Origin of the sequence: Agrobacterium sp. D14 (genome assembly GCF_001526505.1) — a bacterium.
GTDB lineage: Bacteria > Pseudomonadota > Alphaproteobacteria > Rhizobiales > Rhizobiaceae > Agrobacterium > Agrobacterium leguminum.
Window position 1 is genome coordinate 27167 of the sequence record NZ_ASXX01000018.1, and the last position, 15487, is coordinate 42653.

General features: G+C 60.1%; 14 protein-coding genes and 1 pseudogene. 7 read left to right on the forward strand and 8 right to left on the reverse strand.

What is annotated here, in order from left to right; genetic code table 11:
- Positions 1-16: 16 nt before the first annotated feature.
- The 3 genes from L901_RS13250 (at position 17) to L901_RS13260 (ending at position 2023) form a co-directional block, all read left to right on the forward strand.
- Complete coding sequence (locus tag L901_RS13250; protein ID WP_003523103.1) at positions 17-901, forward strand: cytochrome c1; 885 nt, start codon at positions 17-19, stop codon at positions 899-901.
- 94 nt (positions 902-995) lie between these two features.
- Entirely contained in the window at positions 996-1388 is a 393-nt protein-coding gene (locus tag L901_RS13255; protein WP_059757503.1) for a GFA family protein, read from the forward strand.
- Between the two features lie 92 nt (positions 1389-1480).
- Complete coding sequence (locus L901_RS13260) at positions 1481-2023, forward strand: adenine phosphoribosyltransferase (protein ID WP_003494623.1); 543 nt, start codon at positions 1481-1483, stop codon at positions 2021-2023.
- 43 nt (positions 2024-2066) lie between these two features.
- Here the strand turns inward: L901_RS13260 and L901_RS13265 are convergent, their stop codons facing one another.
- From L901_RS13265 to ychF, 3 genes are all read right to left on the reverse strand, one after another.
- A complete protein-coding gene (locus L901_RS13265; RefSeq protein ID WP_059757406.1) occupies positions 2067-2534 on the reverse strand; it encodes a MaoC family dehydratase in 468 nt (155 codons plus the stop codon).
- Positions 2531-3004, reverse strand: a complete 474-nt coding sequence (locus tag L901_RS13270; RefSeq protein ID WP_059757409.1) for a MaoC family dehydratase — start codon at positions 3002-3004, stop codon at positions 2531-2533. Before L901_RS13270 ends, L901_RS13265 begins: the two co-directional genes overlap by 4 nt.
- 299 nt (positions 3005-3303) lie before the next feature.
- Positions 3304-4407: a redox-regulated ATPase YchF gene (gene ychF, locus L901_RS13275; RefSeq protein WP_035260423.1), complete on the reverse strand. Its 1104-nt coding sequence runs from the start codon at positions 4405-4407 to the stop codon at positions 3304-3306.
- Positions 4408-4648: 241 nt separating this feature from the next.
- Here ychF and clpS point away from each other — a divergent pair, with 241 nt between their 5' ends.
- Positions 4649-4960, forward strand: a complete 312-nt coding sequence (gene clpS, locus L901_RS13280; protein ID WP_035260429.1) for an ATP-dependent Clp protease adapter ClpS — start codon at positions 4649-4651, stop codon at positions 4958-4960.
- A gap of 3 nt (positions 4961-4963) precedes the next feature.
- Here the strand turns inward: clpS and L901_RS13285 are convergent, their stop codons facing one another.
- From L901_RS13285 to L901_RS13305, 5 genes and pseudogenes are all read right to left on the reverse strand, one after another.
- The gene (locus L901_RS13285; RefSeq protein ID WP_059757412.1) at positions 4964-5416 is read right to left on the reverse strand and encodes a GNAT family N-acetyltransferase; all 453 of its coding nucleotides are present in this window, start codon (positions 5414-5416) and stop codon (positions 4964-4966) included.
- A 7-nt stretch (positions 5417-5423) separates the two neighbouring features.
- A pseudogene (gene pth, locus L901_RS13290) lies at positions 5424-6139 on the reverse strand (aminoacyl-tRNA hydrolase).
- 106 nt (positions 6140-6245) lie between these two features.
- Positions 6246-6959 (reverse strand): ABC transporter substrate-binding protein, encoded by a 714-nt coding sequence (locus L901_RS13295; RefSeq protein WP_059757506.1) that lies wholly within the window; start codon positions 6957-6959, stop codon positions 6246-6248.
- A 17-nt stretch (positions 6960-6976) separates the two neighbouring features.
- On the reverse strand, positions 6977-9364 hold the full coding sequence (locus tag L901_RS13300) for a bifunctional diguanylate cyclase/phosphodiesterase (protein WP_059757415.1): 2388 nt from the start codon (positions 9362-9364) through the stop codon (positions 6977-6979).
- Between the two features lie 297 nt (positions 9365-9661).
- Complete coding sequence (locus tag L901_RS13305) at positions 9662-10270, reverse strand: 50S ribosomal protein L25/general stress protein Ctc (RefSeq protein WP_004430287.1); 609 nt, start codon at positions 10268-10270, stop codon at positions 9662-9664.
- Positions 10271-10575: 305 nt separating this feature from the next.
- Between L901_RS13305 and L901_RS13310 the strand changes: the two genes are divergently transcribed.
- The 3 genes from L901_RS13310 to adh all read left to right on the forward strand — a co-directional run bounded on the left by L901_RS13310 (position 10576) and on the right by adh (position 15416).
- Entirely contained in the window at positions 10576-12660 is a 2085-nt protein-coding gene (locus tag L901_RS13310) for a bifunctional diguanylate cyclase/phosphodiesterase (protein ID WP_059757418.1), read from the forward strand.
- A gap of 105 nt (positions 12661-12765) precedes the next feature.
- Entirely contained in the window at positions 12766-13725 is a 960-nt protein-coding gene (locus tag L901_RS13315; protein ID WP_003522885.1) for a helix-turn-helix domain-containing protein, read from the forward strand.
- A 173-nt stretch (positions 13726-13898) separates the two neighbouring features.
- Entirely contained in the window at positions 13899-15416 is a 1518-nt protein-coding gene (gene adh, locus L901_RS13320; RefSeq protein WP_059757421.1) for an aldehyde dehydrogenase, read from the forward strand.
- Positions 15417-15487 lie beyond the last annotated feature (71 nt).

A 15487-nucleotide genomic window follows, 5' to 3' on the forward strand; every position in this document is an offset into this window, starting at 1 on the left:
AGGAAGGATGACGACAATGAAGAAGCTTGTAACGAGCATCGCGCTTTTCGCCGCCATCGGCTGTTCCGCCGCCGCCTTCGCGGCGGAGGAGAGCCATGATCTCGCCGCCCAGACGGAGCACGCGATTGCCGGGGGTCACTTCCCGGTCATCAAGCCCGAGGAGCAGAGCTGGTCCTTTGCCGGACCCTTCGGCAAATACGACAAGGGCCAGCTTCAGCGCGGCCTGAAGGTCTATAAGGAAGTCTGCTCCGCCTGCCATTCCATGAGCCTCGTTTCCTTCCGCACGCTGGAGGATCTCGGCTATTCGGACGAGCAGGTGAAGGCTTTCGCCGCGGAATATGAAGTGCAGGACGGGCCGAACGCCGATGGTGAAATGTATAATCGCAAGGCCGTGCCTTCCGATCATTTCCCTTCGCCTTTCCCGAACCATGAGGCGGCGGCTGCCGCCAACGGTGGGGCGGCCCCGCCCGACATGTCGCTGCTCGCCAAGGCGCGCGGCGTGGAGCGCGGCTTTCCGCAATTCCTCATCGACATGATCCCGATCGTCGGCGGTTATCAGGAAGGCGGCCCGGACTACATCCATGCGCTGCTGACCGGATATCAGGATCCGCCGGCCGGCGTTGAAGTGTCGGAAGGCACGCATTTCAACCCGTATTTCGTCAGCGCAGCCGCGCTGAAGATGGCGCCGCCGATCAGTGCCGATCAGGTAACCTATGACGACGGCGCGCCGCAGACCGTGGACCAATATTCCAAGGACGTTGCTGCGTTCCTGATGTGGGCGGCAGAACCGCATCTGGAAGAGCGCAAGCGCACCGGCTTCATGGTCATGGTGTTCCTGTTCATCTTCACGGCGCTGATCTATCTCACCAAGAAATCGGTCTACGCCAACAAGGAACATTGATCGGCATCCAGAGATGCCTGTCAGTCATTGGCCCCCACGGTCTTCCGTGGGGGCCTTTTCATGTGTCGAGTATGTGTCGAGAGGGATGGTGGAAATGACGAAAATTCGTAACGGCGGCTGCCTGTGCGGCTCCATCCGCTTTGAAGCGAAGGGCGAGCCCGGTAATCCGCACACTTGCTCCTGCGATATCTGCCAGCGGCATTCCGGTGCGCCCAGCCTTGCCTGGGTGGAGTTCGAGAAGGATGCGGTGACGTGGACGGGAGAGGGCGGCGCGCCTTCGACTTTCCGATCCTCCGATTATTCCAGCCGGGCTTTCTGCCCGATCTGCGGCAGCACGCTTGGCGCCATCGACGACGCGCCGACGGTTGCGTTGGTCTCGGGAAGTTTCGATGACAGGGAAGATGAGGCGCTGCGGCCCCTGTCGCATTCCTTCGAGGATGTCTGCCCGGTCTGGGCGCGGATCGAGGGAATGTCGCCGGCGGAATGAGCGCCGGCCCTTTTTAGTTGGTCCGCAGCCGTCAAGTTGATAGGGTGGCCCGAACCTTCTGATCCATTTCCCTTATCTCAACTGGAAATACCATGACCGTTATCGCTTCGGAGCTTTCCGCTGCCATCCGTTCCATTCCCGACTATCCGAAGCCGGGCATCATCTTCCGGGACATCACGACACTGCTCGGCAACCCCCGCGCTTTTCGCCGTGCCGTGGACGAACTCGTGCAGCCCTATGCCGGAACGAAGATCGACAAGATCGCCGGCATGGAAGCACGCGGTTTCATTCTGGGCGGTGCGGTGGCGCATCAGCTATCGGCCGGTTTCGTGCCGATCCGCAAGAAGGGCAAGCTGCCGCACACCACCGTCCGCGTCGCCTACAGCCTTGAATACGGCGTCGACGAAATGGAAATGCATGTGGATGCGGTCCAGCCGGGCGAAAAGGTCATTCTGGTCGATGACCTGATTGCCACCGGCGGCACTGCCGAAGGCGCGGTCAAGCTTTTGCGGCAGATGGGCGCGGAGATCGTTTCCGCCTGTTTCGTTATCGACCTGCCCGATCTCGGTGGCCGCAAGAAGCTGGAAGACCTCGGTGTCGAGGTGCGGACGCTGGTGGAGTTCTCCGGCCACTGAGATGGTAACGGGGCAATGGTGACGCTGTTGCCCCGACGCTTTTCTATTCGAATTCCAGAACCCCGCTCTGGAAGGTCATCACTGTTTCTCCCGACTGGTTGACGCCCTCGTTAAATGTGGTGTTCAGCCAGACGCCGGCTCTGGATTCCAGCGCTCGGGTCTCGAGCAGGGTCACGAAATAGGTGACATCGTCTCCGGCGAAGACCGGTTTTTTCCATTTGAGTTCGCGAAAGCCGGGGGAGGGGCCGAGTTTGGGCGGCTCAAGGCCCTGTAGCTTCAATCTTTTCACCTCTTTGGCCCAGTGAGAGAGGAAGCATTTCATCCAGCCTGCGCCGGTGTGCCAGCCGGAAGCGCAGAGAGCGCCGAAAACGCTGTTCTTTGCGGCTTCCGCGTCGAGATGAAAGGGCTGCGGATCGAAATCGCGGGCAAAACGGATGATGTCTTCGGCGGAAAAATGCAGCGTATCGAGGGTGACACGTTCGCCGATGGGAGAAAGTTCTGCCAGTTTCATGCTGCAACGCCTCCATTGCCGCGCATCAGGAACATCACGGTGTTTTCGCCGTGCGATACCAGAACGCCGCGCTGGTTATAAAGCTCGTGGCGTAATTTCACGAGGCCGATGCCGGGGCGCGAGGCGGAGGGCCGCTGTTCCAGCACGATGGATTTTCCGACAAGCGTATCGCCCGCCAGAACCGGCTTTTTCCAGTCGACGAAATCGATGCCGGGGCTGCCCTGCGAGGTCGAGTTCGAGATGTAGCTGTCCGCCATCATCCGCATCAGCAGGCTGCAGGTGTGCCAGCCGGAAGCCGCCAGTCCGCCGAGAATGCTCTGGCGGCCAGCCTCTTCGGAAAGATGCATCGGCTGTGGGTCGAATTCGCTGGCGAAGGTGATGATCTGCTCTGCGGAAATTGATTGCGGGCCCAAAGGAAATTCCCGACCGACGGAAAAATCCTCATAGGCATATGTCGCGACCGGCGTCATGGTTTCCTCCCTTCGCACAGTCAATATCGGCGGCATCTAAAATGATTTTTCCCTTTACGTAAAGGTCAAATCGGGGATGCAATGTAGAGGAATGGGGCGAGCGGGTGCTGCTTGTTTCTTCTCCCCGAGGGGGAGAAGGTCGCGGCAGCGGGATGAGGGGGCGAGGGTAGAGATAAACCGAGAGCTAGCCCCCTCATCCGACCCTTCGGGCCACCTTCTCCCCGGCGGGGAGAAGAAACCGCGCCGCAATGTTCGGTTACCCTTCTTGGCGGACCTTATCGAAGTCGCCAAAGGCCAGATCAGGTATTGAAGCGGAAGTGGATGACGTCGCCGTCCTGAACCACATATTCCTTGCCTTCGTCGCGAGCCTTGCCGGCTTCCTTCGCGCCGACTTCGCCCTTGAAGGCGACATAGTCGTTATAAGCGATGGTGTTGGCGCGGATGAAGCCGCGTTCGAAATCGGAGTGGATGACGCCGGCGGCCTGCGGGGCCTTGGTGCCGCGCTCGATGGTCCAGGCGCGGCATTCCTTCGGGCCGACGGTGAAATAGGTGATGAGATCGAGCAGCTTGTAGCCGGCGCGGATCAGGCGGTCGAGGCCTGCTTCCTCAAGCCCCAGGGCCGAGAGGAATTCCTTCGCCTCTTCATCGGGAAGCTGCGCGACTTCGGATTCGATCGCCGCGGAGATGACGACGGATTCCGCACCCTGGGCCTTAGCCATTTCGGCAACGGCCTTGGTATGTTCGTTGCCGTCGACGGCGTCGCTTTCGGCGACGTTGCAGACGTAAAGAACCGGGTGCGCGGTCAGGAGGTTGAGGCCCTGAAGGATGCGCAGTTCCTCGGCATCCAGCGTGGAGAGCAGGGTGCGGACCGGCTTGCCTTCGTTCAGAAGCTTCAGTGAGGCTTCCATCAGCGGCAGCTGCGCCAGCGATTCCTTGTCCTTGCCGGTGGCTCGCTTGCGGGTCTGTTCCGTGCGGCGCTCAAGGCTTTCGAGATCGGAAAGCATCAGCTCGGTCTCGATGGTTTCGGCATCGGCCACCGGATTGATGCGGCCTTCGACGTGGGTGATGTCGTCATCTTCGAAGCAGCGCAGAACGTGAACCACGGCGTCCACTTCGCGGATATTGGCGAGGAACTGGTTGCCGAGGCCTTCGCCCTTCGATGCGCCGCGCACCAGGCCGGCAATATCCACGAAGGAGATGCGGGTGGGGATGATTTCCTTCGAGCCGGCAATGTCGGCGAGGATTTTCATGCGCGCATCCGGAACCGCCACTTCGCCGGTGTTCGGCTCGATGGTGCAGAAGGGATAGTTGGCCGCCTGCGCCGCTGCCGTTTTCGTCAGCGCGTTGAAGAGAGTGGACTTGCCGACATTTGGCAATCCAACGATACCGCATTTGAAGCCCATGGCTTGAAACCTGTCCGTTTGAAAGAATTCGTTGAGGAGCCTTTTGCGGAAAGGGCAGGGCAAGGTCAAGCCCGCGGGCCGATTTGTGCGGGCAAAGCACCTTTAATGGTGCGGAATTTCGGGCAGGGTTGCCGATGCCGCGGTTGCGGCGCAATATGAGCGGGTCAAGCGATCGATCTTTCGTCATCAACGGGGTTTTCCCATGAACAACCGCGATGAGCGACAGGCACGAGCGACCATGATGAGTGACAGTCCTGTCGATCTCAAGCCGAAACCGAAAGTCAAACCGAAGCTGGAGCGGCCGAAGCTCTACAAGGTCATTCTGCTGAATGACGACTATACGCCGCGTGAGTTCGTTACCGTGGTGCTGAAAGCCGTCTTCCGCATGAGCGAGGAAACCGGCCACCGGGTGATGATGACGGCGCACCGCTTCGGCAGCGCGGTCGTCGTTGTCTGCGAGCGCGATATCGCCGAGACCAAGGCCAAGGAAGCGACCGATCTCGGCAAGGAAGCGGGATTTCCGCTGATGTTCACCACCGAGCCGGAGGAGTGAGCGTTAATCCTGCCGGATCTGGAAACCCGTCTTGTTCTGTACGAAGCCGCAGCTTTCGTAAAAGGCGTGAACCTCCGGACGCTGCCGACCGGTCAGCAGCATCACCTTGTAGCAGTTCGCCGCAAAAGCCGCTTCGACGGCATGGCGCACCACCGCGCGGCCATATCCGCGGCCGCGACGGTTTTCCAGCGTCACCACGTTTTCGATAAGGGCATAGGGGCGGGCGGCGCGCGTCAGGTTCGGAACGATCTGCAGCGTGGCGGTGGCGACCGCTTCTTCGCCTTCGGTCGCAAGAAACACGGTCAGGCCCGGCTGGGCGAGCATGGCCGCGAAAGCGGTGTTCGCTTCTTCTGCCGTCATTTCAGGGTCGGACGGATTGAGCGCCCGGTAAAGGTCAAGCAATCCGGCCAGATCGCCGGCTGCGGCTGCGCGCGGGACGGTGGGCTCCGAAGACATTCGCGATCTAGTCCTTCTTGCTGAACATGCGTTTCAGCATTTCGGCCATCGGGCCGGTTTCCGGCAGCTTTTTCGGCTGGGCGCTGTTGCGTGCCTGATGGATGTGGGACTGTGCGGCGGGCTTGGCTGCCTTGGCCGGCTTTTCGGCTTCCGGCTTGCTGCCCGTGGCCAGCGCCACTTGTTCATCAATTGTGAATCCTCGGCTTTCACCAGCATGGCGGCATTGTCGGCAATGGCGTCCAGAAGCGGATCGAGCCAGACCCGGTCTGCCTTGGCGAAATCTCCGAGCACGTGGCCGTGCACCCGTTCCTTGTCCCCGGGATGGCCGATGCCGAGACGCAGGCGGCGATAGTCCTTGCCGCAATGGGCGTCGAGCGATTTCAGGCCGTTATGGCCGCCATGGCCGCCACCGGTCTTGATGCGGGCGCGGCCGGCCGGCAAGTCCAGTTCGTCATGGATGGCGATGATGTCTGCCGGCGCAAGCTTGAAGAAGCGCATGGCTTCGCCGACGGACTCACCCGAAAGGTTCATATAGGTCAGCGGCTTCATCAGCAGGACCTTCTCGCCGCCGATCTCGCCTTCGGAAATCTCCGCCTTGAATTTTTTCGACCAGGGCGCAAAGGACGGCAGGCGCTGCAGCGCATCGACGGTCATGAAGCCGATATTGTGACGGTTTACCGCATATTGCGCGCCGGGATTACCAAGTCCTGCGATGATCTTCATGGGGCATGTCCGCGTTTTGCCTGATGATGCTGTTGTCACCACCCCGAAAACCGCCGGCTGTCAATCTTTTTATGGATTTGGGGCTTTTATGGAGTTTCGGATGGGCTCAGGGGCTGACGAGATTATAGCGGTCGAATATCCGTTGCTGCGTTCCGTCGGCGATCAGCCTGTCCAGCCGGGCCTGTAATTTCGCGATGACCTCGTCGGGTACGCTTTTGTTGCAGGCAAGCCCAAGCTGCTGCCGCGAGAGAGTTATCACTTCGCTGAAAGTGTCGGCGGGCAGGCTTTTGAAGGTGCTTTCAGACATGGGCATCAGGTCGATGCGGCCGGCCTTCAGCTTGTGAAGCGTGATCTCGAAATCCGCGCCGACATCCACCTGCGGGAAACCGAGCTTTTCCAGAAGCGCTTCGGTGTAATCTCCACGCTGGGTTCCCACCCGATATTTCTTGGCTTCCTCAAGGCTGGAGGCTTCGATATTCGCGTTGCGGCGCGCCACGAGAATGTTGCGGTCGATATGGATCGGCGAGACCCATTTGAACTGCTTTTCCCGCTCCGGCGTTCTCGCAGCGGCGAAGACGCAGTGCATGGCCTGCGTTCTGGCCAGTGCGATGGCCCGCGCCCAGGGCATGACGGCGACCTCGTAACTGGTGCCGGTGTCCTCGAGCACGGTTCTGAGCTGGTCGAAATAGACACCCCGCACGCTGCCGTCTCTGGCCTGCAGATTATAGGGCGGATAGACCTCGGTGGTCAGGAAGAGCTTGGCCGCGCTGGCCGGAGTGGCGAGCGCAAGAAAGATCAGGCAAAAGCGGATCAATCCCATGGCTGCCCCCTGCCGGTTCATGCTTGCCGCGCCGCGGCGCGGTTTTGCCCGGACGCCGTGTCGAGTGAGGTGATCAGCCTTTCGACCGGCTGCGGACGCGCGAAGAAATAACCCTGCCCGAAATCCGCGCCTATATCGGTCAGAAGCGCTTTCTGTTCCTCCGTCTCGACGCCCTCGGCAATGACGGCGCAGTTCATCTTGTGCGAGATGGCCGCGATGCCTTCGACCAGCATGCGATTGCGCTGCCTGATGTCCATCCTGTCGTCGCAGATCGAGCGGGTGAAGGACTGGTCGATCTTGACGATATCGACCGGAAAACGGCTGAGATAGCTGAGCGAAGAATAACCCGTGCCGAAATCGTCCAGCGCGATGCGGCAGCCGAGCTGGTGGATGGCATTGAGGATCGCCCGGATTTGCGGATCGTCCTTCATGATAACGGCTTCGGTGATCTCGATGACCAGCCGTCTGGGAAGAATGCCGTGGCGGTGCAGAACGCCGGCGATGCGCGTCGGCAATCCCGGTTCGAATTGCAGGGGCGAGAAATTCACCGCCACATAGGTCTGGTCCATGCCGGGCAGGCGCGACAGCCTGGCGAGATTGGCGATCGACTGATCGAGAATGACATTGCCGATGCGGTGGATAGTGCCGTTTTCTTCCGCAAGGCTGACGATTGCGGCCGGAGAAAGCAGGCCCTTGTCCGGGTGGTTGAGACGCAGCAGCGCCTCGAAACCCGCCGTCTGGCCGGTGGCGAGGTTTTGAATCGGCTGGAAATAGGCCTCGAACCAGTCTTCGGAAAGCGCCTGCGCGATATCCCGTTCCAGCTCCGCATGTTCGCGCGCCCGGTCCATGATCGAGCTGTCGAAGACCTGCGAGCCGTTCTTGCCCGTGCGCTTGCGGGTATACATCGCCATGTCGGCATTCTGCAAAAGCTCGGAAGCGCTCGCGGCGTGCAGGGGATAGACCGCCATGCCGATGCTGGCGCTGAGGCGGATGCTGTTGCTTTCGATCTCGAAGGGCGTGTCGAGCATGGCGCAGATGCGCTCGCAGAATTGCAGGGCGCGCTCTTCCACCTTGTCGCCGGCCAGAAGAATGGCGAATTCGTCGCCGCCAAGCCGCGATGCGCTGTCCAGCGGCGTCAGTAGCGGTTCGAGCTTCAGCGTGAATTGTTTGAGAACGGCGTCGCCCGCGGCATGGCCGAGATTGTCGTTGATCGCCTTGAACCGGTCGAGGTCGATGAACAGGCAGGCCAGCTCGCTGCCGTTGCGGTCCGCATCGCGGATTTGCAGGTCGAGAATGGCCTCGAAGCCCTGGCGGTTGAAAAGGCCGGTCAGGTGGTCGGAAATGGCCTGCTGGCGGTTGCGCTTTTCCGACTGGCGCAGTTCGGTCACGTCCGTCATGACGCAGAGGCAGGTGCTCTGATGGGCCGCATCGCCGGAATCGAGAGCCTTTTCGAGGATGAGCGCGTCCATCACGCTGCCATCCATGCAATGGAAGCGGACCGTAATGCCGCTATGCGAAGCGTCGGGCAAGGGATGAGCCGTCTTGCGCTGCTGAAAAAGAAGCCGGTCATCGGGATGGATGAGATCGGCGAAATTCAGGCCGAGTATACGGGTGCGGTCGTAACCGGTCGCCTGCACCCAATAGTCACTGACGGCGGCAATGCGGTCGTGCCTGTCGAGCGAAAACAGCATGGCGGGCGTGCGGTTGTAGATTTCCGTCTTACGCTCATGCGCGTTCTTGATCTCCAGCTCTTCCTTTTCGAGCTGGGTCTGCATTTCGTTGAAGCTTTTCGCCAGCCGGCCGATTTCGTCCTTCGAGCGCCAGTCGACGTGGTGGCGCGAGCCGAGACGCCGCGTTGCCTCGATGGCGGCCGCGAGCCGCATCAGCGGGCGGATGACCATGAAGCGGTTGCCGGCGATGGCGGCAAGAACGATGGTAAGGACGGCGAGGATGAAAATCGTGATGAAGGCCAGTTCGGTGCGGCTCAAAGAGGTCAGAAGGCTGACATTGTCGTAATAGATCGTCAGTTGCCCGACGGTGACGGAGCCCTTCGTGGTCTTGTAGGTCACTTCGCGCGTCGCCGAGGCTGCATCCTGAATGATGTCGCTGCCGGCCGTCTGGACGATATCGAGCTGGCCGGAGGTATCCCTGACCTCGACCATCCTGATCACGGGGTCGGAGATTAGGGTGCCGGTAATCTGGTTTATGGTGTCGTCATCAAGGTCCCACAGAGGCCGGGCAAGCGCCTGCGCATTGGTCGACAGCAGAATCTCAAGGTGGTTACGCTGGCTGCGAATGGCTTCGTGGTAGGAGAGCGTCAGCAAAAGCGTGAAGAGCGGGGCGACCACTGTAAGAAGTGCGCCGGAAACAATCGCGATAAAGCGACTTTCGACGGAATGAGCCATGTTCGATTGCAGCTACCCTTTGCCCCAGACTTGCTGCGCCCCGTTTCGTCCGCCCGGAGGGTTTTGCGAGGGTTTTCGGCAAAAGCCTGTTTTCCCACGCATTTCCTCAGCCCGGCCGGTGTTCCACGACAGCGCGAGGGTATCGTTTCATGGAAGTGTTAATCGACACTGAAACGGGTTCCGTATCAGGTGAGGATGGCAAGCTTTCTGGTTTTAAAGTTCATAAAAACTAAAAGGCCCGTTCCGAAAACGGAACGGGCCTCATTGTTCAAAGCTGTCCGGCCTTGCGGCCGCCGATTATTCCTCGGAAGCTTCTTCGGTCGTTTCTTCTGCAACGCCGCCAGCCGGAGCGACGATCGTTGCGATCGTGAAGTCACGGTCGGCGATAACCGGCGTGATGTTCTTCGGCAGCTTCACATTCGAAATGTGAACGTTGTCGCCGATCTTCAGACCAGCGAGATCGACCGTGATGAATTCCGGAATGTCGTTGGCCGGGCAGTGGAATTCCACCGTGTGGCGAACGATGTTCAGAACGCCGCCGATCTTGATGTCCGACTTTTCTTCGTTGACGAAGTGAACCGGAACTTCGACGTTGACGAGCGTGTTGCCCGAAACGCGCAGGAAGTCGACGTGCATGGTGAAGTCGCGGACCGGATCAAGCTGGTAGTCCTTCGGGAGAACCTTGATCTTCTTGCCGTCGACGTCGATGATCGCAACCGTCGTCATGAAACCGCCGGCGTGGATACGCTTGGTGACTTCATTGGTCGACAGGGCGATGGAAATGGGGGCCTGCTTGTCACCATAGATGACAGCGGGAATCAAACCGTTGCGGCGAAGTTCACGAGAGGACCCCTTACCAACTCGTTCGCGCGCCTCGGCCTTGAGCTCATACGATTCTTTGCTCATGGCAATTCCTTTCGAGGTTATATGGAGAGTTCACGCCGAACGAAGCGGCCTGAACCGGAGAGGCCAAAGGCCATCCCGCCCGCGTTGCCTCCAAGGGTGTCTACACGGGTGCGGGCGCTATAATACAAACGGGGCATAAAGACAAGAGCGGCCCGTTTTTCAGGGGTGCCGCTTTATAATTTTATTAGTTATCACTAATTCACTCGTTTGTTGCAACCTTTAATATATGCTTATCCATGCACATAAACCGGGTGAAAACTTGGCGAATGATAAGGCTACGCAAAATTCCAATTGCGTAGATGACAATGCTCAAAGTTCTCCAGTGCCTCACCATCGATCACGACTATCGATACACCGCCGCAGCCGTCTTCGTCTGCATGCTGGGCAGTTTCGTTTCGATGCGCCTTTTTTCGAAAGCCCGTCTGGCGACGGGCGTGCAGAAGGTCAACTGGCTGTTTCTGGCGGGCGTCAATGGCGGGGCGGCGATATGGACCACCCATTTCGTCGCGATGTTGGGCTATGTCGCGGCGGGTGATGTCGGATACGATCCCTATCTGACCGGGCTGTCGCTTTTGATCGCCATTACCACGACGACTGCCGGTTTCGGCATTTCCGCCTATGGCGGGCGCAGCGTGCTGGTGGAAGCTGGTGGCATCGTCCTCGGCCTCGGCATTGCGGCCATGCATTACACGGGCATGGCTGCCTATAATGTTCAGGGCATGCTTTTCTGGGATCAGGCTTATGTCATCGCCTCGCTGATATTGGGGGCGGTGCTGGGCGCCATTGCGGTCAATCGCATTGCCCGGCCTCTCAACCGTTTCTGCCAGTATAGCGCGGTGGCGTTTCTCATTCTGGCCATTGCCTCGATGCACTATACCGGCATGGCGTCGATGTCCTTCGCCTTCGACCCGCGCATCGTCATTCCGGAAAACCTGCTGCCGCCGGCCATCATGGGCGGAGGCGCCATTGCGGTGACGCTTCTGCTTCTGGCGCTCGGGCTCTCCACCTATGTCATCGACGCCCAGTCCACCCAGCAGGCGGTTGCCCGCTATCGCCATCTTTCGTTGCACGATCCGCTGACGGGTATTCCCAACCGGGCGGCATTCATCGAGCATCTCAATCGCCGCACACGCCATGTCTCGATGGGCGCGCATACGGCGCTTCTGTCCATCGATCTCGACCGTTTCAAGGAAATCAACGACGTGCATGGCCATGCGGCAGGCGACGCCGTGCTGCGCGCCATCGCTGACCGCGCGAGTTCCGTGCTGAAGACCGGAGAGTTTCTGGCCCGCATGGGCGGCGATGAATTCGTGGCGATGACCCATTCCTATTACACCCGCGCCGACGGCGCGGAATTCGCCCAGCGATTGATCGAACAGATCAGCAAGCCGGTTGAATGGAACGGACAGACATTTTCGGTCGGCGCAAGCGTCGGCATATCGGTTCGCAATACCGGCTCCATCGATGCCGATACGCTGATGGCCCAGGCGGATGTCGCCATGTACCGGGCGAAAAGCGGTACTTCGGACACCATATGCTTTTACGACAAATCCATGGACGAGGCCGCGCGTGAGCGCAACGTGCTGGCCGTCGCCATGCGCAGCGGCCTCGCCAATAACGAGTTCGAGCTTTATTACCAGCAGCAGAACGACACCAAGAGCGGCAGTATCGTCGGTTTCGAAGCGCTTTTGCGCTGGAACCACCCCGAACGCGGCATGGTCTCCCCCGCCGAATTCATTCCGATTGCCGAACAGACCGGCTTTATCGTCGAACTGGGCGAATGGGTTTTGAGAGAAGCCTGCGCGCAGGCCGCTCAGTGGAAAAAATCGCTCGCCATTGCCGTAAACGTCGCGCCGCAGCAGCTTGCGGATAATGATTTCCCCGACAAGGTTGAGAAAATTCTTGCCGAGACGGGGCTTGCGCCGGAAAGGCTAGAGCTGGAAATCACCGAAGGCAGCATTATTGCCGACCATCGCCACGCCCTCGTCACCATCCGCAAACTCAAGTCGCTCGGCGTCAAGATCGCCATGGATGACTACGGCACGGGCTATTCCTCGCTTTCGACGCTGCAGAGCTTCCCCTTCGACAAGATCAAGATCGACCGCGCCTTCATCGATGGCCTGTCGACCAACGTGCAGTCGGAGGCGATCGTTCGCTCGACGCTCATTCTGGCGCACAGCCTCAATATTCCGGTGCTTGCGGAAGGCGTCGAAACCAAGGCCCATATCGAGTTCCTGCGGCGTGAAGGCTGCCTGCAGGTGCAGGGCTTCTTTTTCGGCAAGCCCGGTCCGCTGACCTCCATCGCCAATCTCGTGGACGATACGTTCCTTTCGGCCGAGGATGAAACGGACGTGACCGCCGGCCGGCGTTATTTCAAGGCGGTCCGATAGTCTGGCGCCGCCCGCGGCTGCGCCCGGCAAGGCCGGTCGCGAAATTTTTTGTTGAAACATGGCCGCTTCCAGCGCACCATCGCCGAAAAGCTTTGGGAGGAGCGTATGCCGACAGACATCGCCCATGCGGAACGCGTGTATGAAACCGCGCGCCATCGTTCCGCCGCCGCAAGTTCTCCGATTGTCGCCTCCTGGCGTCGCTGCATGGTCAAACATCATCTTGCACCGGAGGAAAACCGCAAGCCGATCTTTCTCAGCGAATACGAATTCCGCCGCGCTCGCGAAAGTGCGGCTGGCCTGATTGCCGAAAGCACGGATGAACTCGACCGCATTTTCCAAAGCGTCGGCAAATCCGGCTGCTGCCTGCTTTTGACCGATGCGCAGGGCGTTGCGCTGGAGCGGCGCGGCGCTTCGGGCGATGATCGTGATTTCCGGGCGCTTGGCCTCTGGTCCGGGGCGGTCTGGAGCGAAGAAAGCGTGGGCACCAACGGTATCGGCACGGCGCTGGTGGATGAGCGCTCGGTGGTGGTCTACCGCGATCAGCATTTCTTTACGTCGAATACCGAACTCTGCTGCACCACGGCTCCCATCCGCGATCACACCGGCCGGGTGACGGGCGCGCTCGATATTTCCACCTGCCGCGACGACATCAACGAGATGACTTTCTCCTTCGTCACCCAGGCGGTGAAGGATGCGGCACAGCGCATCGAAGGCAATCTTTTCCGCCGCGCCTTTCCGGGTGCGCGCATCGTCGTTGTGCCGAGCGGGTTCGGCGCGGCGCTGTCGCTGCTGGCCGTGGATCAGGACGATCTCGTGCTGGGTGCGACCCGTGCCGCACGCCTTGCACTGAAGCTGGACGATGCCCGGATCGCGCAGGGTTTGCCCGCCGCCGATGTTCTTCAGGAACAGCGCCACGATGGCGGTTCCGACCTTGCGGAAGCGGAACGCTCGGCGCTGCGGCGCGTGTTGTCGCGCACCAACGGCAATGTCACGCAGGCCGCTTCGCTGCTCGGCATCAGCCGCGCCACGCTTCACCGCAAGATGAAGAAATTCGACGTGCATTAAGGTGTATGCGGGTGCGATCCGGCCAATCGTGCCGGATCGAGGCGCCTTTGTCGCAGATGTGAGACAATGTGCGCTGCGGAACCGCGCCGCCCCTCTACCGAACCGCGCCATCTAGGCCCACCTTCCTCCCATGCGATCCGCTGCGGATCGTTTTCATCAGGGAGGATGAAATCATGAACATTCAGGTTCAGCAGAAAGCGGGCGAAGCGCCCTTCAAGCTGAAATACGGCAATTACATCGGCGGCAAATGGGTGGAGCCGAAATCCGGCCGCTACATGGATAATCTTTCGCCGGTCACCGGCCACAAGATCTGCGAAGTGCCGCGCTCGGACGCATCCGACATCGAGTTCGCGCTGGATGCCGCCCACAAGGCCCGCGATAAATGGGGCAAGACGAGCGTGACGGAGCGCTCCAACATCCTGCTCAAGATCGCCCAGCGGATCGAGGACAATCTCGATCTCATCGCCCGGGCAGAGACCTGGGATAACGGCAAGCCGCTGCGCGAGACCACCAATGCGGATATTCCGCTCGCCATCGACCATTTCCGTTATTTCGCGGGCTGCATCCGCGCCCAGGAAGGCACGATCGGCGAAATCGACAACGATACGGTCGCCTATCACTTCCATGAGCCGCTCGGCGTCGTCGGCCAGATCATTCCCTGGAACTTCCCGATCCTGATGGCCGCGTGGAAGCTTGCACCGGCGCTTGCTGCGGGCAATTGCGTGGTGCTGAAGCCGGCCGAACAGACACCGGCCTCGATTCTCATCGTGATGGAGCTGATCGAAGACCTGCTGCCGCCCGGCGTCCTCAACATCGTCAACGGTACGGGCCTCGAAGCCGGCAAGCCGCTGGCGCAGAGCAACCGCATCGCCAAGATCGCCTTTACCGGCTCCACCTCGGTCGGCAAGGAAATCATGCGTTATGCGGCCGACAACGTCACCAACATCACGCTGGAGCTGGGCGGCAAGTCGCCGAACATCTTCTTTGCCGACGTGATGAACGAAGACGACGCCTTCCTCGACAAGGCGCTCGAAGGTTTCGCCTTCTTCGCGCTCAACCAGGGCGAAGTCTGCACATGCCCCTCGCGTGCGCTGGTGCATGAATCGATCTATGACCGCTTCATGGAAAAGGCGATCAAGCGGGTGCAGGCCATCAGCCAGGACGATCCGCTCAATCCGTCGACCATGCTGGGCGCGCAGGCCTCGCAGGAACAGTTCGACAAGATCATGAGCTATCTGGAGATCGGCAAGAAGGAAGGCGCCAGGGTTCTGACCGGCGGCGACCGCAAGACGCTCACGGGCGATCTGAAGGACGGTTATTACATCCAGCCGACCGTCTTCGAAGGCAACAACAAGATGCGGATTTTCCAGGAGGAAATCTTCGGACCGGTTGTCTCCGTCACCACCTTCAAGACGGTGGAAGAGGCGCTCGAAATCGCCAATGACACGGTTTACGGTCTGGGCGCAGGCGTCTGGAGCCGCGATACCAACATTGCCTATCGGGCCGGCCGTGGCATTGAAGCGGGCCGCGTATGGACGAATTGCTATCACGTCTATCCGGCGGGCGCTGCCTTTGGAGGTTACAAGCAGTCGGGCATCGGTCGCGAGACCCACAAGATGATGCTCGATCACTACCAGCAGACCAAGAACCTGCTCGTTTCCTACAGCCCGAACAAGGTCGGTTTCTTCTGAGGTCCTCCCCGGAAGCCGGCGAGGGGCTGTGGTGCCAGATCGCCGGCGTGTTCCCAGGGGCTTTGGCCCCT